Annotated in this window: 25 protein-coding genes and 4 tRNA genes; 15 read left to right on the forward strand and 14 right to left on the reverse strand. The window is 39.3% G+C overall.

Annotated elements, in window-relative coordinates; translation table 11 throughout:
• The first annotated feature begins 1 nt into the window (after position 1).
• Positions 2-889 carry a DUF72 domain-containing protein gene (locus J2X77_RS05415; RefSeq protein WP_209574753.1) on the forward strand — a complete coding sequence of 296 codons (888 nt, stop codon included), beginning with the start codon at positions 2-4 and terminating at the stop codon, positions 887-889.
• A gap of 120 nt (positions 890-1,009) precedes the next feature.
• Here the strand turns inward: J2X77_RS05415 and eno are convergent, their stop codons facing one another.
• From eno to J2X77_RS23690, 3 genes are all read right to left on the reverse strand, one after another.
• Positions 1,010-2,305 (reverse strand): phosphopyruvate hydratase, encoded by a 1,296-nt coding sequence (eno, locus tag J2X77_RS05420; protein WP_209574756.1) that lies wholly within the window; start codon positions 2,303-2,305, stop codon positions 1,010-1,012.
• 210 nt (positions 2,306-2,515) lie between these two features.
• The gene (carA, locus tag J2X77_RS05425) at positions 2,516-3,616 is read right to left on the reverse strand and encodes a glutamine-hydrolyzing carbamoyl-phosphate synthase small subunit (protein WP_209574758.1); all 1,101 of its coding nucleotides are present in this window, start codon (positions 3,614-3,616) and stop codon (positions 2,516-2,518) included.
• Between the two features lie 231 nt (positions 3,617-3,847).
• Positions 3,848-4,033: a DUF2752 domain-containing protein gene (locus J2X77_RS23690; RefSeq protein WP_409050303.1), complete on the reverse strand. Its 186-nt coding sequence runs from the start codon at positions 4,031-4,033 to the stop codon at positions 3,848-3,850.
• Here J2X77_RS23690 and J2X77_RS05430 point away from each other — a divergent pair.
• A complete protein-coding gene (locus tag J2X77_RS05430; protein WP_293885053.1) occupies positions 3,983-4,129 on the forward strand; it encodes a hypothetical protein in 147 nt (48 codons plus the stop codon). The genes J2X77_RS23690 and J2X77_RS05430 overlap by 51 nt on opposite strands.
• A gap of 23 nt (positions 4,130-4,152) precedes the next feature.
• On the opposite strand, the gene J2X77_RS05435 is transcribed toward J2X77_RS05430, so the two are convergent.
• The 7 genes from J2X77_RS05435 to J2X77_RS05465 all read right to left on the reverse strand — a co-directional run bounded on the left by J2X77_RS05435 (position 4,153) and on the right by J2X77_RS05465 (position 6,885).
• Entirely contained in the window at positions 4,153-4,506 is a 354-nt protein-coding gene (locus J2X77_RS05435; protein ID WP_209575131.1) for a TM2 domain-containing protein, read from the reverse strand.
• A gap of 176 nt (positions 4,507-4,682) precedes the next feature.
• Entirely contained in the window at positions 4,683-5,681 is a 999-nt protein-coding gene (gene obgE / locus J2X77_RS05440) for a GTPase ObgE (protein ID WP_209574762.1), read from the reverse strand.
• 36 nt (positions 5,682-5,717) lie between these two features.
• The gene (locus J2X77_RS05445) at positions 5,718-6,287 is read right to left on the reverse strand and encodes an adenylate kinase (RefSeq protein WP_209574764.1); all 570 of its coding nucleotides are present in this window, start codon (positions 6,285-6,287) and stop codon (positions 5,718-5,720) included.
• 74 nt (positions 6,288-6,361) lie between these two features.
• Positions 6,362-6,435: transfer RNA gene (locus tag J2X77_RS05450), tRNA-Arg, on the reverse strand.
• A 170-nt stretch (positions 6,436-6,605) separates the two neighbouring features.
• Positions 6,606-6,679: transfer RNA gene (locus J2X77_RS05455), tRNA-Arg, on the reverse strand.
• A gap of 29 nt (positions 6,680-6,708) precedes the next feature.
• Positions 6,709-6,782 (reverse strand) — tRNA-Arg (locus J2X77_RS05460).
• A gap of 29 nt (positions 6,783-6,811) precedes the next feature.
• Positions 6,812-6,885 (reverse strand) — tRNA-Arg (locus J2X77_RS05465).
• 186 nt (positions 6,886-7,071) lie between these two features.
• Here J2X77_RS05465 and J2X77_RS05470 point away from each other — a divergent pair.
• A complete protein-coding gene (locus J2X77_RS05470) occupies positions 7,072-7,914 on the forward strand; it encodes an alpha/beta fold hydrolase (RefSeq protein WP_209574766.1) in 843 nt (280 codons plus the stop codon).
• Positions 7,915-8,004: 90 nt separating this feature from the next.
• On the opposite strand, the gene J2X77_RS05475 is transcribed toward J2X77_RS05470, so the two are convergent.
• On the reverse strand, positions 8,005-8,340 hold the full coding sequence (locus J2X77_RS05475) for a DUF3276 family protein (RefSeq protein ID WP_209574768.1): 336 nt from the start codon (positions 8,338-8,340) through the stop codon (positions 8,005-8,007).
• A 266-nt stretch (positions 8,341-8,606) separates the two neighbouring features.
• On the opposite strand from J2X77_RS05475, the gene J2X77_RS05480 reads away from it, so the two are divergent.
• The 12 genes from J2X77_RS05480 to J2X77_RS05535 all read left to right on the forward strand — a co-directional run bounded on the left by J2X77_RS05480 (position 8,607) and on the right by J2X77_RS05535 (position 20,249).
• Positions 8,607-9,488, forward strand: a complete 882-nt coding sequence (locus J2X77_RS05480) for a LiaF transmembrane domain-containing protein (RefSeq protein ID WP_293885052.1) — start codon at positions 8,607-8,609, stop codon at positions 9,486-9,488.
• Between the two features lie 3 nt (positions 9,489-9,491).
• The gene (locus J2X77_RS05485) at positions 9,492-10,538 is read left to right on the forward strand and encodes a sensor histidine kinase (protein WP_209574770.1); all 1,047 of its coding nucleotides are present in this window, start codon (positions 9,492-9,494) and stop codon (positions 10,536-10,538) included.
• A complete protein-coding gene (locus J2X77_RS05490) occupies positions 10,531-11,271 on the forward strand; it encodes a LytTR family DNA-binding domain-containing protein (protein ID WP_209574772.1) in 741 nt (246 codons plus the stop codon). Before J2X77_RS05485 ends, J2X77_RS05490 begins: the two co-directional genes overlap by 8 nt.
• A gap of 31 nt (positions 11,272-11,302) precedes the next feature.
• Positions 11,303-12,733, forward strand: coding sequence for a serine hydrolase (locus J2X77_RS05495; RefSeq protein WP_209574774.1), 1,431 nt, complete (start codon positions 11,303-11,305; stop codon positions 12,731-12,733).
• 106 nt (positions 12,734-12,839) lie between these two features.
• Positions 12,840-13,814 carry a D-glycerate dehydrogenase gene (locus tag J2X77_RS05500; RefSeq protein ID WP_310079556.1) on the forward strand — a complete coding sequence of 325 codons (975 nt, stop codon included), beginning with the start codon at positions 12,840-12,842 and terminating at the stop codon, positions 13,812-13,814.
• An 11-nt stretch (positions 13,815-13,825) separates the two neighbouring features.
• Positions 13,826-13,984 carry a hypothetical protein gene (locus tag J2X77_RS05505; RefSeq protein ID WP_209574778.1) on the forward strand — a complete coding sequence of 53 codons (159 nt, stop codon included), beginning with the start codon at positions 13,826-13,828 and terminating at the stop codon, positions 13,982-13,984.
• A gap of 563 nt (positions 13,985-14,547) precedes the next feature.
• A complete protein-coding gene (locus tag J2X77_RS05510) occupies positions 14,548-15,414 on the forward strand; it encodes an AraC family transcriptional regulator (protein WP_209574780.1) in 867 nt (288 codons plus the stop codon).
• 2 nt (positions 15,415-15,416) lie between these two features.
• A complete protein-coding gene (locus tag J2X77_RS05515; protein WP_209574781.1) occupies positions 15,417-15,842 on the forward strand; it encodes a DUF983 domain-containing protein in 426 nt (141 codons plus the stop codon).
• A gap of 35 nt (positions 15,843-15,877) precedes the next feature.
• Complete coding sequence (locus J2X77_RS05520; RefSeq protein ID WP_209575135.1) at positions 15,878-17,047, forward strand: cysteine desulfurase family protein; 1,170 nt, start codon at positions 15,878-15,880, stop codon at positions 17,045-17,047.
• A gap of 81 nt (positions 17,048-17,128) precedes the next feature.
• Positions 17,129-17,455 (forward strand): iron-sulfur cluster assembly accessory protein, encoded by a 327-nt coding sequence (locus J2X77_RS05525; protein WP_209574783.1) that lies wholly within the window; start codon positions 17,129-17,131, stop codon positions 17,453-17,455.
• 295 nt (positions 17,456-17,750) lie between these two features.
• Entirely contained in the window at positions 17,751-18,758 is a 1,008-nt protein-coding gene (gene asnA / locus J2X77_RS05530; protein ID WP_209574785.1) for an aspartate--ammonia ligase, read from the forward strand.
• Between the two features lie 237 nt (positions 18,759-18,995).
• Positions 18,996-20,249 carry a DEAD/DEAH box helicase gene (locus tag J2X77_RS05535; protein ID WP_310079560.1) on the forward strand — a complete coding sequence of 418 codons (1,254 nt, stop codon included), beginning with the start codon at positions 18,996-18,998 and terminating at the stop codon, positions 20,247-20,249.
• A 727-nt stretch (positions 20,250-20,976) separates the two neighbouring features.
• Here the strand turns inward: J2X77_RS05535 and J2X77_RS05540 are convergent.
• From J2X77_RS05540 to mqnE, 3 genes are read right to left on the reverse strand one after another with little or no spacing between them, the layout of a single operon-like run.
• Positions 20,977-21,705: a menaquinone biosynthetic enzyme MqnA/MqnD family protein gene (locus J2X77_RS05540; protein ID WP_209574789.1), complete on the reverse strand. Its 729-nt coding sequence runs from the start codon at positions 21,703-21,705 to the stop codon at positions 20,977-20,979.
• Entirely contained in the window at positions 21,698-22,324 is a 627-nt protein-coding gene (locus tag J2X77_RS05545) for a histidine phosphatase family protein (RefSeq protein WP_209574791.1), read from the reverse strand. Before J2X77_RS05545 ends, J2X77_RS05540 begins: the two co-directional genes overlap by 8 nt.
• A gap of 13 nt (positions 22,325-22,337) precedes the next feature.
• Positions 22,338-23,537 (reverse strand): aminofutalosine synthase MqnE, encoded by a 1,200-nt coding sequence (gene mqnE, locus J2X77_RS05550; protein ID WP_209574792.1) that lies wholly within the window; start codon positions 23,535-23,537, stop codon positions 22,338-22,340.
• Positions 23,538-23,553: the final 16 nt, after the last annotated feature.

Consider the following 23,553-nt stretch of genomic DNA (forward strand, 5'->3'; position numbering starts at 1 on the left):
TATGAAATTCGGCCAAGTAGAACATCCTGAGGAAATCGACTTTACCCTTCCCCCAACTCCACCAGAAACATTAAACCTATTGCAGCATTTCAAAAATGACAAGCCTTTCGAGGTATATGTAGGTTGTGCAAAATGGAATAAACAGGATTTAAAGGGTTTTTACCCGAGAGGTACAAAAGATGAACTTGCGTATTACTCCACACAATTTAACAGCATCGAACTCAATGCTACATTCTACAATTCGCCTAGCATAGATCAGGTGGAGACCTGGAAACATAAAACACCTGCTAACTTCAAGTTCTTTCCAAAGATTCCACAATCTATCAGTCATTTCAGCCGATTGTTAAACACTGCTGATAAGGTGAAACTTTTTACAGACGCTATCGTTCATTTCGATGAAAAACTGGGTATGGCCTTTCTACAGATGCATGACAATTATAACCCAAAGGATATGGCCCGTTTAAAACTATTCTTACATGACTGGCCTACAGAAGTTCCTCTGGCATTGGAAGTGCGAAATAAAGAGTGGTTTTCAAAATCCGATGTCACAAAAGAACTATATGCTCTGTTGGAAGAGACCAATGTGACTAATATTCTGGTCGATACTGCAGGCCGACGAGATATGTTGCATATGCATCTAACCACGCCTACTGCTTTTATCCGTTATGTTGGTGCCAACCACGCGTCAGATTATGATAGACTGGATCAATGGATCGATGTGTTGAAGTTGTGGCGAGAAAATGGCCTACAAAAACTGTACTTCTTTATTCACCAAAACATTGAGGTGGAATCCCCCCTACTGGCGACACATTTTATCAAAAAACTGAACACAACATTAAACTTGGATCTGACTCATCCAAATAAAAATACCCCCAATACCTTGTTTTAATAAAGACAAAGCACGAGCGTAAATGAGTTGACAATCGAGAAAATCGTTGGAAAATTCATCACTACAAAAAAGCCGAAGTAGCATATACTTCGGCTTTAATATTTAAAAACAAGCTTTTGCTTACTTTTTAGCGTATTTAAAGTTTTTACCGATAAAACGGGCATTACCACCCAATTCTTCTTCGATACGCAACAATTGATTGTATTTAGCCATACGATCAGAACGGGAAGCAGAACCTGTTTTGATCTGACCACAGTTTAACGCTACAGCTAAGTCAGCGATAGTAGCATCTTCAGTCTCTCCAGAACGGTGCGACATGACAGAAGTATATCCAGAATTTTGCGCTAAAGTCACTGCGTTGATCGTTTCAGTCAATGAACCAATTTGATTTACTTTTACCAAAATAGAGTTTGCAGTATGCGTATCTATACCTTGTTGAAGACGCTTTGTGTTTGTTACAAAAAGATCATCACCAACCAATTGAACATGGTCACCGATTTTGTCTGTCAATGTTTTCCATCCTGCCCAATCATCTTCAGCCATACCATCTTCAATAGAGATAATTGGGTATTTTGCTGTCAATTCTGCTAAATAGCTCGCTTGTTCTTCGCTCGAACGTACAGCACCTTTATCCCCTTCAAACTTGGCATAATCGTATTTACCGTCTTTGTAGAATTCAGAAGAAGCACAATCCAATGCTAAACAAATGTCTTGACCTGGTTTGTAACCAGCAATCTCAATCGCTTTGAGCACGGTTTCAATAGCATCTTCAGTACCTTCAAAAGTTGGTGCAAAACCACCTTCGTCACCTACAGCTGTTGAAAGACCTCTGTCATGCAATATTTTTTTCAACGTATGGAAAACCTCAGTACCCCAACGCAAAGCTTCAGAGAACGAAGGAGCACCAACAGGCATAATCATAAATTCCTGAAATGCGATAGGCGCGTCAGAGTGAGAACCACCATTGATAATATTCATCATCGGGATAGGCAACGTATTTGCATTTACACCACCAATATAACGGTATAATGGTTGGCGTGACTCTTGGGCTGCAGCCTTTGCCACCGCTAATGACACACCCAAAATAGCATTTGCACCCAAATTACCTTTATTTTCGCTACCGTCTAAATCAATCATGATTTTATCGATGGCATTTTGTTCGAAAACATCTACACCTTCTAAAGCTTTAGCAATTGTAGTATTTACATTCTCAACAGCTTTCAAAACACCTTTTCCCAAATATGTTGACTTGTCGCCATCGCGCAATTCAACTGCTTCGTGAACACCTGTTGAAGCACCTGAAGGTACAGCTGCACGACCAACAAAACCATTTTGTGTAGTAACATCTACTTCGATTGTAGGGTTACCGCGCGAATCCAAAATTTGACGCGCATGAACATCGATAATTAAACTCATCTCTTTATTAGACTATAATTTATTTTCATTACTTAGTGTAGATAAGACACACTCTCATCTACAGACATTTTTCACAACCAAATATAACAAAAAATGTATTTATTCCCCTATTTATTCTGAATAAAATGTGCGTATTCTGAATAATTGGTATGGTGGCTTCAATAAAAAACCCTTCAAAATATGAAGGGTTTTTATATAATATTATACGTTTTAGTTTTTGATCAGTGCTACAAAATCATCAAACAAATAACGTGAGTCATGAGGACCTGGTGATGATTCGGGGTGATATTGCACCGAGAATGCTTTTTGCCCTTTGATACGGATTCCCTCAATAGACTGATCGTTCAAATTAACATGTGTTACCTCAACGCAATCAGAATTTTCAATGTCTTCAGCTACAACCCCAAAACCATGGTTTTGCGACGTAATTTCACAACGATTAGCAATGATATTCTTCACTGGGTGATTGATCCCACGGTGCCCATTATGCAATTTACTGGTGCGGATACCATTTGCCAATGCGAGGATCTGATGACCTAAACAAATGCCGAACATTGGTTTATTCGCGTTCAAAATAGCTTTTACTGTCTCGATAGCGTAATCCATCGGAGCTGGATCACCAGGACCATTGGAAATAAAGTAGCCGTCAGGATTCCATTGTTCCATTTCTTCGAATGTCGTCTTCGCAGGAAATACCTTCGTATATACATCGCGAGCTTCAAAATTCCGCAAGATATTTTTCTTGATTCCCAAGTCCAAAACCGCTACTCGCAACGAAGCATTTTCATTACCGAAGAAATAAGGTTCTGCTGTCGTTACTTTTGAAGACAGCTCGAGTCCATCCATTGAAGGAACTTCCGCCAATTGACGCTTTAATGCTTCCACATCCAATGTTTCGGAAGAAATAATTGCATTCATTGCTCCTTTATCACGTATATGTCTTACCAAAGAACGCGTATCCACATCAGAAATACCAACTAAATTCCCCTCTTCAAAATAGCTTTGGATAGATTCATCAGCCATTTTACGACTATAGTTGATGTTGTAATTCTTACAAACTAATCCCGCAATCTGAATGTGATTTGATTCGGTATCGTCCTCATCAATACCATAGTTACCAATATGGGCATTGGTCGTTACCATGATTTGTCCAAAATAAGATGGATCTGTAAAAATCTCTTGATAACCGGTTGTCCCTGTGTTGAAACAGATTTCCCCAGTAGTCGTACCAATTTTACCAGCGGCTTTACCGTGATAAACTGTACCATCTTCTAAAACTAAAATTGCAGGCAATTTGCTGTAGTTGGTCATTATCGATGTAATATTATAAAATGTGTATCCTTACTTTTATGAATTTTAAAGCCTTCTTGATTGGATATAAAAAAAGCCCTCAAATGGGCTAAATATCAATTAACAATGCATCATCACGATTGACAAACCGTTTCCTAAGGCACCTACCAATAAAGTCTTTTCTTTAATTTTCACGGGAGACAAAGTTAAGACTTATCGCTTAAAAGTGAAAACATTTTTCATTTTTTTATTTCACCTTGATTCCAACTGCCAAAAACGAATAAAGTCTCTCAAAGTCAGCGCAGTCAACACCGGCACAATCAAGTAAATCAATGGATTTTCTAACCACGCCTCTTGCCACCGCAAGTGCAACAACGCAATAAAAGCATGCGTAAGGCCACAGCCCGGACAGTTATATCCACTTATCGCCTTCCACACACAGGGGATAAGAATGTGTATATCTGCCAAAAGGTGCAAGCCAATGGCGATCCCGAAATACCCGATGATCAGCGAGTATATCCAATGATGTTTTAGGTATTTCAGGAAAAACATAATCATTAATTGTTGATCGGACTTTTGATATAATTGCCGTCCGCATCCCTATATTTTCCGACAATAATCATAATCAAATCGATCAGATACCAAATACCACAGCCGCCCAAAGTGACCAACTGAATAACTGCCGTACCAATTTGTCCCAAATAAAACCGATGCGCACCAAATGGTCCCAAAAAGATACAAAACAACAGGGCCGGCAACCATCTATCGTCCTGAAACGTACTATTTTGTTGTTGAAAGGGCTGGTTAGCATAAAATATCGGCTGTCTTACACCGCAATACGGACAAACTTCGGCCTTGATCGTAATCAATTTACCACACTGCACGCAATACTTTTCTTCTTCTGTTTTCATTTAGATTTAGTTTGGCGACGGAATGGAAACTCTCCTCCCATCATGGATAAAATAATGGAGTTAAATTAGCAAAAAAACTTAAAAAAAATCTCTTTTTTTATTGCCTATGTAAATCAACATAAACAGTAAAGGCGCTTCGTATCTTGAAGCGCCCTTACTATTTATATTTTCGAATTTTAAGAGTTGATCGCTTTCCAGATCATATCTTTCAATGGCAATATATTCTTACCAGTCACCGAAGAAATGAAAATATAAGGAATATCTTCCGGTAGTTCCTGTTCCATCTCCTTCTCCAACTCTTCGTCGAGCATATCAGACTTGGTAATAGCCAACAGTTTCGGTTTATCGGCCAATTCAGGATTATAAGCGGTCAATTCATTTAAAAGAATGGCATACTCTTCACGGATCGTCCGGTCCGTATCAGCAGGGACCATAAACAACAACACTGAGTTCCGCTCAATATGTCGTAAAAAACGATAACCCAAGCCTTTCCCTTCAGAAGCCCCCTCAATAATTCCCGGAATATCAGCCATTACAAAGGAACGATTGTCCCGATAGCTCACCATACCCAAATTAGGTACGAGCGTCGTAAATGGATAGTTTGCGATTTCTGGCTTTGCAGCAGATACGACCGACAGTAACGTCGATTTACCCGCATTTGGGAATCCTACCAATCCAACGTCTGCAAGAACCTTCAGTTCCAGTATCATCCACTGCTCTTTACCAGGAAGGCCTGGTTGCGAAAACCGTGGTGTCTGTTGCGTAGGCGACTTAAAATGCCAGTTACCCAGACCACCTTTTCCACCCGGCACCAGTATCCTGGTTTCACCTTCCTCTGTAATATCAAATAACACCTCGCCAGTCTCCGCATCCTTTGCTATAGTACCCAGCGGAACCTCCAATATCTCATCGCGACCAGTTGCACCCGTGCGTAGCGAGCTGCCTCCAGATTCACCGTTTGATGCAATAATATGCTTACGATATTTTAAATGAAGTAACGTCCAGAGATTAGTCGTTCCTTTTAGGATAATATGCCCTCCACGACCGCCGTCACCACCATCAGGCCCGCCTGTAGCCGTGTGTTTATCACGGTGCAAATGAGCCGAACCTGCCCCACCATGTCCAGAACGACAACACACTTTCACATAATCAACAAAATTCGAACCTTGCGCCATTATAATTTATTACAGTCTAAAAAGTATTTACCTTAATTAATAATTATCGATGATATCGGTTAAGCTCTTAAAGATAGTCTCGATCTCGCCGATACCATTCACTTTAGAAAGCTTACCCTGAGCCTCATAATAAGGCAATACATGAATCGTCTTTGTGAAATATTCATCAATACGCTTCACTAATTTATCTGCGTCATCATCCGCACGTCCAGAAATCTCCCTCCGTTTGGCAATACGATCTTTCAATTCATCCTCATTTACATCCAGTGCGATTACGACTGAAATGGAGGTGTTGATACCTTCTAAAAAAGCATCCAAAGCCTCAGCCTGCGCAACAGTGCGAGGAAATCCATCGAAAATAAATCCTTTTGCATCCGGATTTTTCTTTACTTCCTCCTCCAGCATTGCTATTGTAATCGAATCTGGCACTAAATTCCCCTCAGCAATAATCTGGCTCACTTGTTGACCAAGCGGGGTTTGACCTTTAATATGTGCTCTAAAAATATCACCAGTAGAAATGTGCACCAATTGATATTTTTCAATAAGCATTGCAGATTGGGTTCCCTTACCTGCACCCGGAGGGCCAAATATTACAAGGTTTAGCATAGTTTTATTTAAGAAATTAAAACGAGTTAAAAAATAAAAGCCTAATCACAGATGATGACTAGGCTTTTCAGTCGTGCGCTCCAAGGGAGTCGAACCCCTAACCTTCTGATCCGTAGTCAGATGCTCTATCCAATTGAGCTAGGAGCGCAATAAACCAATACGTTTAGAACTCTGTCCCATTTGTTTTGGTGATGCAAATATAGTCAGAATTCGTTTTTTTTACAAATTTTTTTTCAAAAAGAAGTCTATCGCCTTCCTTTGACAGCTGGTAAGCAGCTTCCAAAATAAAAGCCAATCAAATTGACTGGCTTCATTACGTGCACTCCAAGGGAGTCGAACCCCTAACCTTCTGATCCGTAGTCAGACGCTCTATCCAATTGAGCTAGGAATGCCTTTTTTTTATCGTACAGAATCTGTATCGTGCGCTCCAAGGGAGTCGAACCCCTAACCTTCTGATCCGTAGTCAGATGCTCTATCCAATTGAGCTAGGAATGCCTTTTTTTTATCGTACAGAATCTGTATCGTGCGCTCCAAGGGAGTCGAACCCCTAACCTTCTGATCCGTAGTCAGATGCTCTATCCAATTGAGCTAGGAGCGCTAGGCAAAGAAAATAAAATAGTATTCATTTCCGTTTTGGTGATGCAAATATCGTTATATTTATCAATTTAACAAACATTTTTTCTCTTTTTTCAACTTTACACAACAACATTTCTTTTATCTCGTTGATAATATTATATTTAAAATATCAACTTTTTTTTTCAGACACGGACAAATGCTATTATTCATGAACAAAAGAGAATTAAAGCGCAGTAAAATACGCATTGGAGATATTAGTATCTCCTATTACATCAGACCGAGCATCTTAGCCCCTTCCCCCAAAACCATTATATTTATCCATGGTTTCCCGTTTAATAAAAACACCTGGAAACAACAGCTTCAAGATTTGGATGAAGACTATACGGGTATAGCAATTGATGTTCGAGGACATGGCCTCAGTACCAACGGTCATGGTTTTTTCTCCATTGATGTCTTTGCCAAAGATCTAGTAGAATTTATTCGCAAACTCGACCTCAACCACGTCATCCTGTGCGGCATTTCCATGGGAGGCTACATCGCACTGCGAACCTACGAATTGATCGGGCAACAGCTTAGAGGGCTTATTCTATGCGACACTAATTCCCTTGCTGATGACAACAAAGCCAAGCAAAAAAGATTTGATTCTATCCAGGCTTTACTAAAATATGGCAGACGGCCTTTTGCCATTGGTTTTATAGGCAATGTATTTCACGACAAAACAATCCGCGAAAATGCCGAAGCTGTTGAACTGATCAAAAGCTGTATACGGAGAAATGAAGTCGCCAGCATCTGCGCGACACAGCTCGCTCTCGCATCCCGGACAGACACAAGCCATTCACTAAAAACAATTATTATCCCAACATTGGTTATAAAAGGAAAACACGACAAGCTGATGAGTGAGGAACAGACCAATATACTCATCGAAAATATCCCCGATGTCCGCTATGTGGAATTTGACGAATCTGGTCACTTGCCCAATCTTGAGGAACCCGAAAAATTCAATATGGTATTAAATGATTTTCTGCGAAGCATTCCGCTAGTCTCATCCTAGGACGGCATACAGGGAATACTCGTCAAACAATAAAAAAGCCACTTCAGTGGCTTTTATTTCTTTTTTTCATTAAGATTTCGCTCTACGATACTAGAACGAAAAATCGTCTTTGGAACGCGCTCCCGCTTCTTCAGCGTATGCATCGTCAAAGTTAGGCTCATAACGTTTCTCGATTACCTCCTGGTTAGATTTGATGTAGTTCACCACATCCGTCAAACCTTCTGCGAACTTTTCAAAATCTTCTTTGTACAAGAAAATCTTATGCTTAATAAACTGGCCATCCTCAAAGCGCTTCTTGCTTTCTGTGATAGTAATGTAGTAATCGTTCGATCGAGTTGCTTTTACATCAAAAAAATAAGTACGCTTACCTGCTCTCACCTTTTTTGAAAAAACTTCTTCACGTTCTTTGTTTTCAAAATCTCCCATTGGTTGTTATTTAAGTTTAAAGTAATCTTAATCTTTGATAAATATATAATAATTCATTTTAATCCACCAAATAATATTAAAAAAAAACACAATAACGCGTAAAAATGGCAGCCCACTCCTTTTTATAACAGGGAGAAAAATTGAACAGCGAGATTTTTTACCGACGAAATCATTACATTTACCGAAAATATAAGTTGTATTACCTAAAGCAAATGTGTAGAATATATTGGTGACGCTATCTTTGAGTCATAAATAGTAAAAACATTATGGAAAAAGAACCCATCATACCAAACAGCAATAATAGCCGCAATATTGTAGGAGCGATTGTAATTATCGTAGGTATATTCTTATTACTGAACAACCTAAATCTAGGAAGCTGGTTTCCAGATTGGTTATTTGGTTGGCAAACGATATTAATTATTATTGGATTAGTCATTGGCATAAATTCCCAATTTCAGAAAAAATCGGCGATTATTCTATTGATCATCGGTGGAGCAAGCCTCATCTCGAGAATGATGCGTACCGACTTTGGTTCGGTAACCGTTCCTATCATTATCATTTCTCTTGGGATTTACTTTATTATGAGTAAAAGGAAACCTCCGATGGTTCCACCCACTTACCCCAATCCGCCTCAAGGATCTTACGACTGGGACAAGCGAGTAACTGTGCCGACCGAAGGGATTACAGACGTTAGCCTTGCTGACCAGGAATCAAGACCATTTAATGAGCAATACGATCCAAGCCAACAAGCCTCGCCTAATCAGCAGGCTTTTGGCGACAAAGGAAAAGATCCTTTTCAACAGTCATTTGAGGATAACCTCAATCTGAATACAATCTTTGCGGGACAAAAGAAAGTAATTTACTCTAAAAATTTTAGAGGAGGTAATTTGACCAATGTATTTGGAAGTATAGAACTGGATTTAACAAAAGCTGACATCCAACAGCCGATTGTGATCGATACGTTTCAATTGTTTGGTAGCGCACGCATTATAATCCCTCCGCATTGGACGGTGTTCAGTAACGTGGCTTCCATCTTAGGATCTGTCGATGACCGCCGATTCCAAACGATCTATAACCCCGATACGGATAAAAAAATCTATATTACAGGCACCTGTATTCTAGGTAATTTAACCATAAAAAATGCTTAATAAATGAAAAACAAGCTGTTCCTCAGTGTTAAAAGTCGTTTAATTGGCATTATATGTATATCCGTATTTATCGGATATCTCGCGTTACAATACTTATTGATGCTTCGTTCTGGCTTTGACCAACAACTCGCATTCAAAGATTCCTTTATCAATAGTGTAGTCATGATGTTCTGCTGTTATGGCATGTCATCTGCACTAAACTTCTATACCCCACAACCAAGAGAAATATGGAAAGTACTGATTATCGGATTAATCATGGGCGGAATAAGCATCGGATTAAGCCGATTCTTAATGAGTTATTTTATTCAATCTAACTTCACCCCTCTCCTGGATTTAACTTTACCGTATCGCGGCATTGTTAATTTCCTCATTTTAACATCGGTTGCCATTATCAACATCGTTTGGAATATTCAAGAAGACAATATCAATAATATCAAACGAAAACAAGAGTCCGAAAATCTGCTTCGGGAAGCCGAATTATACAATCTCAGGCAACAATTGCAACCACACTTTCTATTTAATAGCCTCAATTCCATTATAGCGCTTATTGGTGCAAATCCCGACGAAGCCCGTAATATGACATTCCAGCTCTCGGATTTTCTGAGAGGGACGTTAAGGAAGGAAAATAACCAAATCATCACACTCGAAGAAGAACTTGACCATCTACAGCTTTATCTCGATATCGAGAAAGTACGTTTTGGTCATAGACTAAATACATCCATTTCTTCGTCAGAAGAAATTTTTAACAACAGACTACCCGCAATGATCATCCAACCCCTTGTAGAGAACGCTATTAAGCATGGACTCTACAACGTGAGGGATCAGGTCGAAATAAAAATAAAATGCCAGTCAAATGAAGGTCAATTATGGATTCAAATCACCAATCCTTTCGACACTGAAGAACAATCAAAACCAAAAAAAGGCACCGGGTTTGGACTCTCGAGCATTCAACGTCGATTGTATCTCCTCTATGGAAGAAATGACCTGCTGGAAACGCAAATACTAGACAATATATTTATCAGTACCCTAAAAATACCTCAATATGATTAAAGTCGTTATTATCGATGATGAACCCTTGGCACGCTCCATTATTGCCGGTTATTTAAAAAACGAGACCGATGTAACTGTCGTTGCCGAATGTGGAGATGGTTTTGAAGGCGTTAAGGCTATTCATACCCATGAACCTGACTTAATTTTTCTGGATGTTCAGATGCCCAAATTAACAGGGTTTGAAATGCTTGAACTCATAGACAGTCCGCCAGCTGTTATCTTTACGACCGCTTTTGATGAATACGCTTTAAAAGCTTTTGAAAAAAATGCATTAGATTACCTGTTAAAACCAGTATCACCTGCGCGTTTCAAAAAAGCATTAGAAAAATTTAGGACAAACTTCTCGGCTCCAGAAAAAAAAGTACAGCCCAACTATGAGGTACTTACAGCCCAAGACGAAACAAAAATTGACCGTATTGTTGTCAAAACAGGTACACAGATCAAAATTATTCCAATTGATACAGTCAAATATCTCGAATCTTACGATGACTATGTTAAAATTCATACCAAAGACGGCATGTACCTAAAAAATAAAACCATGGCATTTTTTGAAAAAGCGTTGGATTCAAATCAATTTGTGCGTATCCATCGTTCTTTTATCATTAAAGTCGATCAATTAGCCAAACTAGAACCTTATGAAAAGGATTCTTACATTGCAGCACTAGTATCAGGCGAAAAGCTCAACATCAGTAAATCAGGCTATGCGCGATTAAAACAATTGATTGGAATTTAAACATTACGTAGATTTGTGCCCATCAATAGTTATGAAAAATTTTATTACACTCATATTGCTGGGCATCTCATCATACTCTTTTGCCCAAACAAGTTCCGAAGAACAGATCAACAGAGGAGTATATAATAAGCTGGAGTTTTTTATCAATTCGCAGATGACTGACTCAGCCTATAATTTGGCCAGCGATTCATTCAAACAACAATTTAATCTTTCTCGATTCACGCAGGTACTCGAAAATCTATACCCATTAGGAAGAGTAAAAAGCTCAACACGAAAAAGATTTGAAAAAGGGATCGCAACTTATCAGATGGACTTCGATAGCAAATCTTACGATGTCCTGTTCGCAACAGATCCGACCCTAAAATTTCATACGCTAAAGTTTACTCCTTCGACTACAACACCACAAGTCGAAAAAACGATCATGGTGCCTGCCACACAAAAATCGGTAGATAACGATGACCTGTTTATTGATTCTGTTGCGCACGCTTACCTCAAACAACAAAATACACAATCCCTTGCCATTGGTATTATAAAGAATGGACAAACCAAAACTTATTTTTATGGCGAGACGGCCAAAGGAAACCAGACTCCGCCCACAAAAACGTCTATTTATGAAATTGGCTCGTTGAGTAAAGTTTTTACCGCTATCCTTTTGTCAAATCTTGTCGAAGAAGGAACAGTCACTTTAGATCAACCTATAGCCCTATTCCTTCCTGACTCACTCAAAAAAAATGAAGAGCTTTCAAAAATAACATTTCAAATGTTGGCTAACCATACCTCCGGCTTACCGAGGCTTCCGGATAATTTTGACAAAGTAAACGGTTTCAACGAGAACGATCCTTACAAAACGTATGACAAAAAAGCACTTTACAACTATCTTTCAGGATTTAAAAACAAGAAAAATCCGGGCGAAGAGTATGAGTACAGCAATCTAGGTTATGCTGTTCTCGGGGATATCATATGCAGTCTTTATAAAAAAAGTTACGATCAGCTTGTAAGGGATATCATTTGTAAACCACTTGAAATGAACAATACTTTTCAAGTATTAGAACCTAAAAGGAAAGATACTTTTAAAGTATATAACAAAGAGGGGCAAGAAGCATTACCTTGGTCGTTTGACGTATTTGCCCCAGCTGGTGCGCTAAAATCCACGCTCGAGGATCTACTGAAATTTGCGAACGCGCAATTCAAAATGCCGCAGACTCCATTGGAAAATGCCATGGCAAATACCAGATTATTTACATTTTTTCTACCACCCGACACAGACCTCGGCCTGGCATGGCATATGAGTTTGATTGACAACCTTACGGTCTTCTGGCACAACGGCGCAACGGCCGGAAGTAGCTCGTATCTCGCCTTATCCCCAGATAAAAAAAGTGGAGTGGTCATGCTATCAAATTCAGCTATCTCTACCGATGATCAGGGTAAAGCTATTTTAAATTATCTCCTTCATAAGAATTAAAGATTAAAACATCACGAATAATAAGCCATATTGAAACAACAATATGGCTTTTTTTGTTGTCCTAATGACGATAAGTTTTTATGAGAATAAAAAAGCATTTACATACATGAAGATATTCATCACAAAAAAAATTCCACAAAAAGGCATAGATCTATTACAATCTGCAGGCCACGAGATTACAATTCACGAATCGGCCAGCCCACTTTCCGAAAACGAGCTCATCGAAGCCTGCCAACAATGCGACTACGTCCTTAACGGTGGGATGCAAAAGTTTGATGCCAATTTTTTTGAAAACTGTCCCAACCTTAAAGCCCTATCACTCATGAGCGTCGGCTATGATAATGTGGACATTTCAGCCGCAACACAGCGTCGAATCCCTGTGAGCAACACCCCGGGTATACTTTCTGGGGCAACCGCAGACGTCGCCTTTCTTTTAATGCTAGCGGTATCGAGAAAAGCCTTTTTCAACCATAAAAGAATATTGCAGGGTAAATGGGAAGGGTTCGATCCTACTGAAAACCTAGGGATTGAACTTAACAATAAAACACTGGGCATCTATGGACTGGGGAGGATTGGCTTTGAACTTGCCAGAAAAGCCAGAGCAGCATATAACATGGAAATTATCTACTATAATCGGAGCAGAAATGAGGAAGCAGAGCGAGTTTTGGGCGCCAAATATGTAAATTTCGATGAATTGCTAACGCGTAGCGATGTACTTTCCATACACGCTGCTTTGACAGCGGAGACTAAAAGCCGGTTTGACAAAAATGCATTTGCACGCATGAAAAACTCCGCTATATTAGTGAATACTGCAAGAGGTGGATTGGTCAATGAATTCGATCTGACAGCAGCATTGCAGGCTGGCGAATTATGGGGTGCAGGACTTGACGTGACAGACCCTGAACCGATGAGGCCAGATAATCCACTCTTAGCAATGGAAAATGTATGCATCCTTCCTCATATCGGGTCTGCCACCGTAGAAACCAGGGATAATATGGCCTTAATGGCTGCCAATAATTTATTGGCAGCAATCAGAGGTGAAAAAATGCCACAAGTCATCAATAAAGAAGTATACCAATAATAATTATACGAATGAAAAGAAGATTTTATCAGCTGTTGAACAACTTAAATAAGGCCATCTTACCCCGATACAGTCAGATGGATCCTCTAAAATTAAAAAAGTACCAGCAGGCGATTATTGCCTACAGGTACTTTGTTCTCCTCAATGCCTTGGGAAATGATCAGGATTGAATTTTCGGAAGGGCTTCGTTAATCAAATTGGAAGTCCTATAAATTTCCTTTCTCTTCAACTCCAGCATATTTTTCTCCTGCGTGGAATTTCCGGCATTTCGCTAATCAGCTCTTCTCGTTCAGGCACAAATAGTCAATATCGTGACACTATCGTCCGAACCAGAATAAAACAGGTGGCCTGGGACTTTTACATACGTTTCCAGTTGAGAGGAGCACGCTCAAGGTGATTTCCCCCTCCGCTTTTATATTTCTACCGTACGAAGTATCGATCGCATGCTCAAACATCCATAGGAGCATTCTGACCGCAAAATTACTCAAATGTCCCTGAGACCTCATACCAACAGCCTATTCAAAAACAGAAAACTTAGCGATAAACAATGTGCTCCAAATCCCAATCTGGTTTGCGTCATGAGCAGTAACATGTGTCAATACCAAATAAAAGCTAAGAACACGATTTTGCCAATAGGATCTTCTTGTAATCAAAATGACAAAATCATTGAAAAACACCACAGAATAACAAATAAACACCACTTTAAAAATAATATTTAACTTAATTTTGTCATATGATTAGAAAAAACACCATACCTATTCTTGATAGTTGTAGTATTGACCTGAACAATAACACAACGCTTCATATTGATGATCTTAAAACATATATCATCAAACATCAGGATATGGTGTTTCCACACAAACATAATTTTTTTCATTTTGTTCTTTTCACGCAAGGTTCGGGCGAGCATATCATTGATTTTAATCAGTATAAGATTGAGCCTTATCAGATTTATTTTATGGTTCCTGGTCAGGTCCATACCTGGAATTTTGTGGGAGATGAAGCCGGTTATGTTGTCAATTTCTCTATCGACTATTTTCAATCCTTTCTTTTACGTACGGATTACCTCGAACGCTTCAGTTTTTTACAGGGCAAAATTGAACATCTGATATTCGTTTTGGCTGACCAATATCGAAATCAAGCAACAGCTATTCTGGATCAAATCATATTTGCGAAAACCGAGCGGCTATCGGAAGATTATATCCGTACACTTTTGTTGCAGTTTATATTATTTATATCAATTGGTACAGAGAAGGAGCACCTCGAAAAAGGCAACCCTTACAATCATAAAATATTCAATAGCTTTCAGCAATTAGTTGAGCAGCAGTTTAAAGCCACAAAGCTGCCCAGCATTTATGCAGATCAGTTATTTATCACACCGAATCATCTCAATGCGATCTGTAAATCCTACATTGGTCAATCTGCTGGAGAAATTATACGGAACCGTATTGTTCTTGAAGCGAAACGACTTCTGGTCAATAGGAATTTAAATATTACCGAAATTGCAGATGAACTGCAATTTAAGGACAACTCTTATTTCACTAAATTTTTCAAAAAATCTGCTGGACTCACACCTGAAGAGTTCAGAAAACAACTATAACTATGGAAGAAGTTAAATACGAATTATCTGAATTTAAAGCTGCATGGCGAGCAAAATGTCCAAGATGCAGAATCGGCCATGTGTATCAAGGACCTGCCTACGGTATGAAAGTCCAAAAAATGAACAGCCACTGTGAATACTGCGGCCTGCGCTATGAGCGTGAACCAGGATATTTCTATGGTGCGATGTACGTAACCTATGCTTTTGCAATCGCTGAAATGGTTACCGCCTGTATGGCAACTTATATTTTAACCGGCAACGATTCTTCATTCATACTCTATGCCACAGTCGCTATTATGAGCGTTGTGTTAATGTCTCCATTCAACTACCGCTATTCCCGTATCATACTGATGTATTGGTTAACTCCGGGCTTAAGATATGACCCAAATGTCAAAAAAAAGGAAGTTGACGTTAAGGCTTCAGCATAACTTTCATTATTCATATCTTTATCCGAATGAAGGATATGATATATTTAGACAATAATGCCACGACGCGTATTTTGGATGAGGTATGGAACGAAATGACACCTTACTTCCTCCAAAACTATGCAAATGCATCAAGTGTCTATCACCAAATGGGCCGTGAGGGCAATGCAGCGGTACAGCAAGCCCGCAACAATATTGCAGCTGCCCTTAACTGTGCTCCAAAAGAAATATTCTTCAATTCTGGCGCGACGGAGAGTATCAATACCGTCATTAAAGGTATATTCGAAAAATATCAATCGAAAGGAAAGCACATTATCACCGTCGCAACAGAACACAAAGCCGTATTAAGTTGCTGTGAGCAATTGGCTAAAAAAGGAGCAAAAGTTACCTATCTTCCAGTAGACGCTCAGGGCATGATTGCCCTGCATGATCTAAGAAGTGCGATAACCGAGCAAACAATATTGGTCTGTATTATGGCGGCCAATAACGAAACAGGTGTATTGTCTGCGATCACGGATATTTCCGAAATCTGCACCGAAAAAGATGTTTTGTTTTTTTGTGATGCGACACAGGCCATCGGAAAAGTCAATATCGATTTACAGCAGTTGAATATTGATATACTCTGCTTAAGTGCCCACAAAGTTCATGGGCCAAAAGGAGTCGGCGCACTCTACATCCGGAGAAAGTCGAGACCGATTCAGATTAGCCCGCTTATTATAGGTGGAGGCCAAGAAAATGAATTTAGGGGCGGTACATACAACGTTCCTGCAATCGTAGGATTTGGAAAGGCTATCTCCCTCATTCACCCAGCACTATATAGCACAGTTGAAAGAAACCGTGACTTCTTGGAAGAATTGCTAAACGATATCCCCGAAATCATCATTCACGGGAAAAATGTACCGCGTCTACCAAATACCAGTTACATCAGCTTCAGACATATCCTAGCCAGTGAAATAATGACTGCCTGCCCCAAACTGGCACTTTCTTCTGGCTCGGCTTGTGTGACCGGATCCAGGGAACCTTCGCATGTGCTAATGGCCATGGGACAATCCAAAGAAAACGCATTATCTGCTATTCGATTTAGCTTAAGCCTATTGACCACCAAAGAGGAGATTATCCAGTGCGCGGAAATGATCAAAGAAGCTGTCAAAAAAATACGCGATCAATCGCCTATATGGCAAATGTTCAAAGATAGTCTGATCAATTAATTTATGACATTCTAAAAACTTTATTACAGCAGAAATATAGCAAGATTGTATGTATCTTTGCGCTATACAAAGGATAATACTATGATTACAGTTACTGACAAGGCAAAAACTCGTATCGAGGAAATCATGAAGGATGAGCAATATGACAGCAATTACTTTGTGCGCGTTGCTGTAGAAAGCGGAGGCTGCTCAGGTTTAAGCTATAAGCTTAACTTCGACAACGAAGAAAAAAAAGGCGATCAATTTTTTGAAGATAAAGGAGTAAGAGTCTGTTTGGATATTAAATCATTTTTGTATTTGGCTGGTACAGAGCTTGATTATTCTGACGGTTTGGAGGGAAAGGGATTTGAATTTCACAATCCCAATGCAAGTCGCACATGTGCTTGTGGCGAAAGCTTTTCCGTATAGCCAATACCGATAATGCAGTCTATACAAAAGAGCCTTGAAGATCCTTCAAGGCTCTTTTGGTAAGTAACCCAACACTTTTAGCTGTTCAAAAGATTATTAGTTTTATAATTAAATATTAGCCTGTATCCATTTTGTTAGAATTTTTTTATTTTTTCAAGTTTTTAATAGATAAATATTAAAAATCACAATCAAACACATTAACCGATGATATTTTCATACTTTTGTAGCAAATAACTGAATAAAAAAATAAAAAACTATGCGTAGCAGTCCGCGCATAGTATTTCATTTAACACATATGGAGGGAAGAAAACTTTTAAATACCGAAGTTGCTATCAGCTTCGTTAAAGATACATTTGTCCAACAATTAAAAAAAGCCTTAAATTTAATTCCAATCTCTTCACCACTGGTGGTTTTGGACGGGACCGGGTTAAATGATGACCTGAATGGAATTGAGCGTCCGGTATCATTTCCAATAAAATCATTGAATGAAAAAAGAGCTGTCGTCGTACATTCCCTTGCAAAATGGAAAAGAGTACGTTTAAAAGAGCTCGAGATGTTATCTGGCGAAGGCATCGTTACAGATATGAAAGCACTGCGTCCTGATGAAGATTACACCCCTATTCATTCCATCTATGTAGACCAATGGGATTGGGAAAAAGTAATTGATAAAAATCAACGCAATTTGGCTTCATTAAAAGAAACAGTACTAAAAATTTATGAAGCTTTGCGATTTACCGAATTACAGGTTGAAAGCAAGTATCCAACTATAAAAGCGATTCTTCCAGAATCCATTACTTTCATTTCATCTGAAGACTTGTTGCAAAAATACCCCAACCTAACTGCTAAAGAACGTGAAAATGCCATTACAAAAGAACACGGTGCCGTATTCTTACATGGCATTGGAGGCGCCCTCAGCAATGGCGTAGCTCACGATGGTCGCGCAGCGGACTACGATGATTGGAGTACAACTAATGAAGCCGGTCACAAAGGATTGAATGGAGACATTCTTGTATGGAACCCAATTTTAAATTCAGCTTTTGAACTTTCATCCATGGGAATCCGCGTTGATAAAATGGCGCTAGCACATCAAATGGAAATCAGAAACTGCACAGAAAAATCAAAACTGACTTTTCACAGCATGCTGCTGAATGACGAATTGCCTGAATCCATGGGCGGAGGTATCGGACAATCGCGCGTCTGTATGTTTATGCTCAAGAAACAGCATATAGGCGAAGTTCAAGTCAGTATATGGGAAGAGGACAAAAAAGAGTCTTTAAGAAGAGAAGGTATTGATATCTTATAAAAAGATACCTATTAGGAATCGATATAATCCTATCTCCAACCTTATTCTAGTTATACTATAAATAAGCACCAGGTAATCATCTTTTGTAGACCGGTAACCTGGTGCTTATTGTATCGATCAACTTGTATTTAAATATTCATCGCTGTTTGTTCTCCTCAGAATAGTAGTATTTCGTATTTTTGTCGAATGCAGTTAAAAGCTATTTTAGACAAATTATATATTTCATCCTTAAATGAAATGCAAGAAAGGGTGTTGGAATCGTATCAGAAGGATCACGATTTTCTTCTACTTTCGCCCACCGGATCTGGCAAAACTTTAGCCTTTTCATTACTCATCTTGCAACAATTGAAGGCGGAGGCTCGAAAAGTTCAAGTATTAATAGTAGTGCCTACACGCGAGCTTGCTTTACAGATTGAACAAGTGCTACGCAAGGTCGCTACAGGCTACAAAATCACTTGCGCATATGGTGGACATCACACACGCATCGAAAAAAATGCTTTCAAGGATGCCCCTGCAATTATCATTGGAACACCAGGGCGTATAAAACAGCATATTGAAGAGCAAAATTTTGATCCCTCCAACATCCATACTCTTGTGCTGGACGAGTTTGACAAATCATTGGAACTCGGATTTCAGCATCAAATGGATTTTATTATTCAACACATCCCCACGATCAAATCAAGAATATTAACTTCCGCAACGATGATGGACACGCTCCCACCGTTCACGCAAATAAAGCAGCCCATCCTAGTTGACTTTCTTCACAACTCAAAACATACCCCACAGATTACAATTAGAAAAGTAGTTGCTCCAGTTCAAAAGAAATTAGAGGCACTACTTAAACTCATCTGCAAGATTGGCACAAAAAAAATGATTGTCTTCTGTAATCACCGCGATGCAGTAGATCACATTAGTGAACTTCTCGACAACCGCAATATTATCCACGATACCTTTCATGGGGGACTTGAACAACAGGATCGCGAGCTGGCACTTCTAAAATTCCGAAACCATTCTAATCATGTACTGATCACAACAGACCTTGCTGCAAGGGGATTGGATATTCCAGAAGTTGATTCTATTATACATTACCAGTTGCCACACAAAGAAGACGATTTTACTCACCGCAATGGACGCACAGCCCGTATGCAAGCTAAGGGTGATGTCTATGTAATCCTCAAACCGGAAGAAATATACCCTTACATTCCAACAGAAATACCTGAGGAAGAATTTCCGGAATTCTATAATCTCCCTGAAAACTCACCATTTGCGACACTCTATATTAGTGCCGGGCGAAAGGATAAGATCAACAAGATCGATATTGTCGGATTTTTGCTCAATTTGGAAGGAATTGAAAAGGATGACATTGGTATCATAGAAGTAAAAGACAAATCAGCATACGTTGCTGTCCGAAGAAAATTTGCTTCCATTATTATCAATAAAGCGAATGGGCAAAAAATTAAGGGACGTAAAGTGAAAATTGGACGCACCTAATTACCCCAAGATAAATCCATTAGAGATGCAAGTATAAATCAAATTTTATGCTTGCATTTCTTTTTTCAGGATATGATACCTTCTCCCCCCGTATTAATTCCATCCTTATTTAACTTATATTCTCTCTTTCAAGAGATAAATTCTTGATCAATCATTGCGCGTGCCGTTGCCATGGAACAATTATCCATCATTTATGATACGGGAAGCACCTTTTAAAAGTCGAGATTCGACACGTGTGACTAATGAACCAGCACTCGACATAGCGATAGCAATTTAGCTTTAAAACAAGCGCGTTCCCAAGGAATTAAGACTTTTCTCGGCGATTAAATTAACCTTTAAACAACACCACCTTGACTATTAACAAGGGTATAACAGGGGGTTAACAGGGGGGCATCAGGGGTATACCGGTGCTACCCCCCTGTTAACTCGGTGTTAAATTAGTGTAATGTCCTTTTTAATGATGAATTTGGTGCGCACTTGGTTATAATAATTACTGGCAAGGGCAATATAATGGATAAACAATGCGAGTTATCCATATAACTATTCATGCGAATTTGATGACAGAAAAATTCGGTAATAAGATGAAGGTAGGGTTAGTTTAGGCTACAAATACAATCGTCAGATAAGCAGTATACATCAATGTAAATAGCTCGTCTGGCGATTGAATCCGAAAATCTTTAGGGTAGTAATTTTAAGCATTATTCCGCCCAGGTCAAAGACCTCACGATTAATCCAATGCTTTTAAGTAGCGAAGATACAATTGTACAGCCTCTCGCTTTTTATCTGTTAAATGGAAATCGAGATGCTGTGTTAAATATTTTGTGTAATCAAAGCCTTCAAACTCGGGTAGACCGGCAATAACATCAGTTGCATGTTCCACACCATACGCTAAAGCCTCATTAAATTGTTTCACAAAAGATACTGGAAGCTCTTTGTTGCTTACCCATAAAGCGAAAGCGAAGGGCAGTCCTGTAAAATTAAACCACTCTTTTCCCAAATCATAGACATAGGGAACTGCGTTCTTTTTACCGAAGGTGCGATCTCCAATTAACACATAAGCATCTGGCTCGGTAGATTCGTCAGTGATCAATTCTACTTCTTTTTTCCAATAGTTCTTAATCAATACACGGGCTAATCCATTTGAAGTGCGCGATTGTCTATCCAAGCGTAAGGTTTCCACCTCTTCAATTGGTTTATTAGCAAAAATAAATACGGAATCGACGGCACCTTCTGTACCTATACAAAAATCCGTATTGATATAATATTCAGGAAGACTTAATAAAGCAGCTGTCGGGATAATACCGATATCAGCTTCGTCATCAATTACTTTCTGTGCACATGCACTTGGATAATCGACACTCAAGTCGATCTGTTCCATTATTTTTGATTGACGTATACCATTCAGAAATGGATACGTATTTGTATACGATACGGCAGAAACTCTAATTTTATTCATCTATCAATGCTTCTAAGTGTGCAATATTGTAATGGTCTACAATCTCAAATTGACCATTATCATACAGCAATTTATATAAAGCAGTATTGGTGTGCGGAAAATCATCCATATAGCGGGCCTCTACGCCCGTCATGAGGCAAAGCATAATCCTTAATGCACGTCCGTGCATACATACGAGAATATTCTTTTCGTCTGTCTGAGCTAGCATATGATCCAAGGCGACCTGCTGACGGGCCATCAGCTCATTGGGAGACTCTCCGTTTTCAATACTGACATCCAATTCTCCATTGCGCCATGCTGCTACTAATTTTTCAAAACCAGCTAACAACTCCGGTGTTTGCTCTTTTCCCTCATAAACTCCCCAGCTTATTTCATCCAATCCAACGAGCTGTTCCCAAGGTAAGTTCAAATCTAGAAATCCCTGTACAGTTTGATGAGTACGCAATAAGGTTGAGGTATATATTTTATCAAAAGGCACGGTATTGTAACGATCAAAGAAAGCCTGAGCTTGCGCTACTCCCATCTTGTTCAGCGGCGAATTAACTCCTCTCCCCTGTACAATGCCTTTTAAATTTAGATCAGTCTGTCCGTGCCGTATAAAATAAAATGTCTTTTTCAAAGTATGAGTCTAGTTATGAATTAACAACGGGTAATGCGTAATAGCTTTTCTTTTGATTACCTTGATCAAATACAAAATCTTTATAATCTGTAACCACGTTATACAGCGTATCTCTTTCAATAGGATGACGGCCAACATTTTTTATGAGTTCAACAACTTCTTGTGTGGTCATTCCCGGCTTTTGTTCCTCCGCTCCTGCCATGCTGTATATCTTTGTTGTATCGTCCAATGTTCCATCGATATCATCTACGCCAAACGCCAAGGATAACTGCGCTGTATCTCTTGAGATCATTGCCCAATAGGCCTTAATATGATCAAAATTATCCATGTATATCCGAGCAACGGCATAATTTCTCAAGTCTTCTATCACGGATACTTCTGGAATATGGGACATTTGGTTCCCTTTATTTCTAAATTTCAAAGGAATAAATGTCTGAAAGCCCCCCGTCTTATCCTGCAATTGTCTTAAGCGATCCATGTGATCTACGCGGTGCCAAAACTGTTCTATATGACCATAAAGCATGGTTGCATTGGTGTGCATACCTAGCTTGTGTGCCTGCTCGTGAATATCTAACCATTGTTCAGCCGTACATTTATCATGCGCGATCTGTTCTCTGATTTCTGGATGAAAAATCTCTGCACCTCCCCCCGGCATAGAATCCAACCCGCAAGATTGTAAATACTTGAGGCCATCGTAATGGCTCAGTTTTGCCTTCTTAAAAATATAGTAATATTCAACAGGTGTAAGTCCTTTGATATGCAGTTCAGGACGGTGCTCCTTACATCTACGGAAAAAATCGGCGTAAAACTCGAGGTTTTGTTTAGGAACGACACCTCCCGTGATATGAACTTCAGTCACAGGCTCATTGTCATACTTTTTGACAATATCCATCATACCATCAACCTCCATCTCCCAGCCTTCTGCCCGCTCCTTTATGAGCCTGGAATACGAACAGAACTTACAGTCATAGACACAGACATTGGTCGGCTCGATGTGAAAATTACGATTGAAAAAAGTACGGTCACCATGACGTTTCTCACGGATATAATTCGCAAGTACACCAAGATAGCCCAATTCACCTTTTTCATACAAAAGAACCCCTTCATCAAACGTGATACGTTCCTCTCGCAAAACTTTCTCCGCTATATTTCTCAATTCGACAGCTAAGTTTTTGTCGTTAATAAAGAAATTCAATTTATCTATTGCGTTCATTAAATGTATCTCCTAT

It is taken from the genome of Sphingobacterium sp. 2149 (assembly GCF_031455655.1).
Classification (GTDB): domain Bacteria; phylum Bacteroidota; class Bacteroidia; order Sphingobacteriales; family Sphingobacteriaceae; genus Sphingobacterium.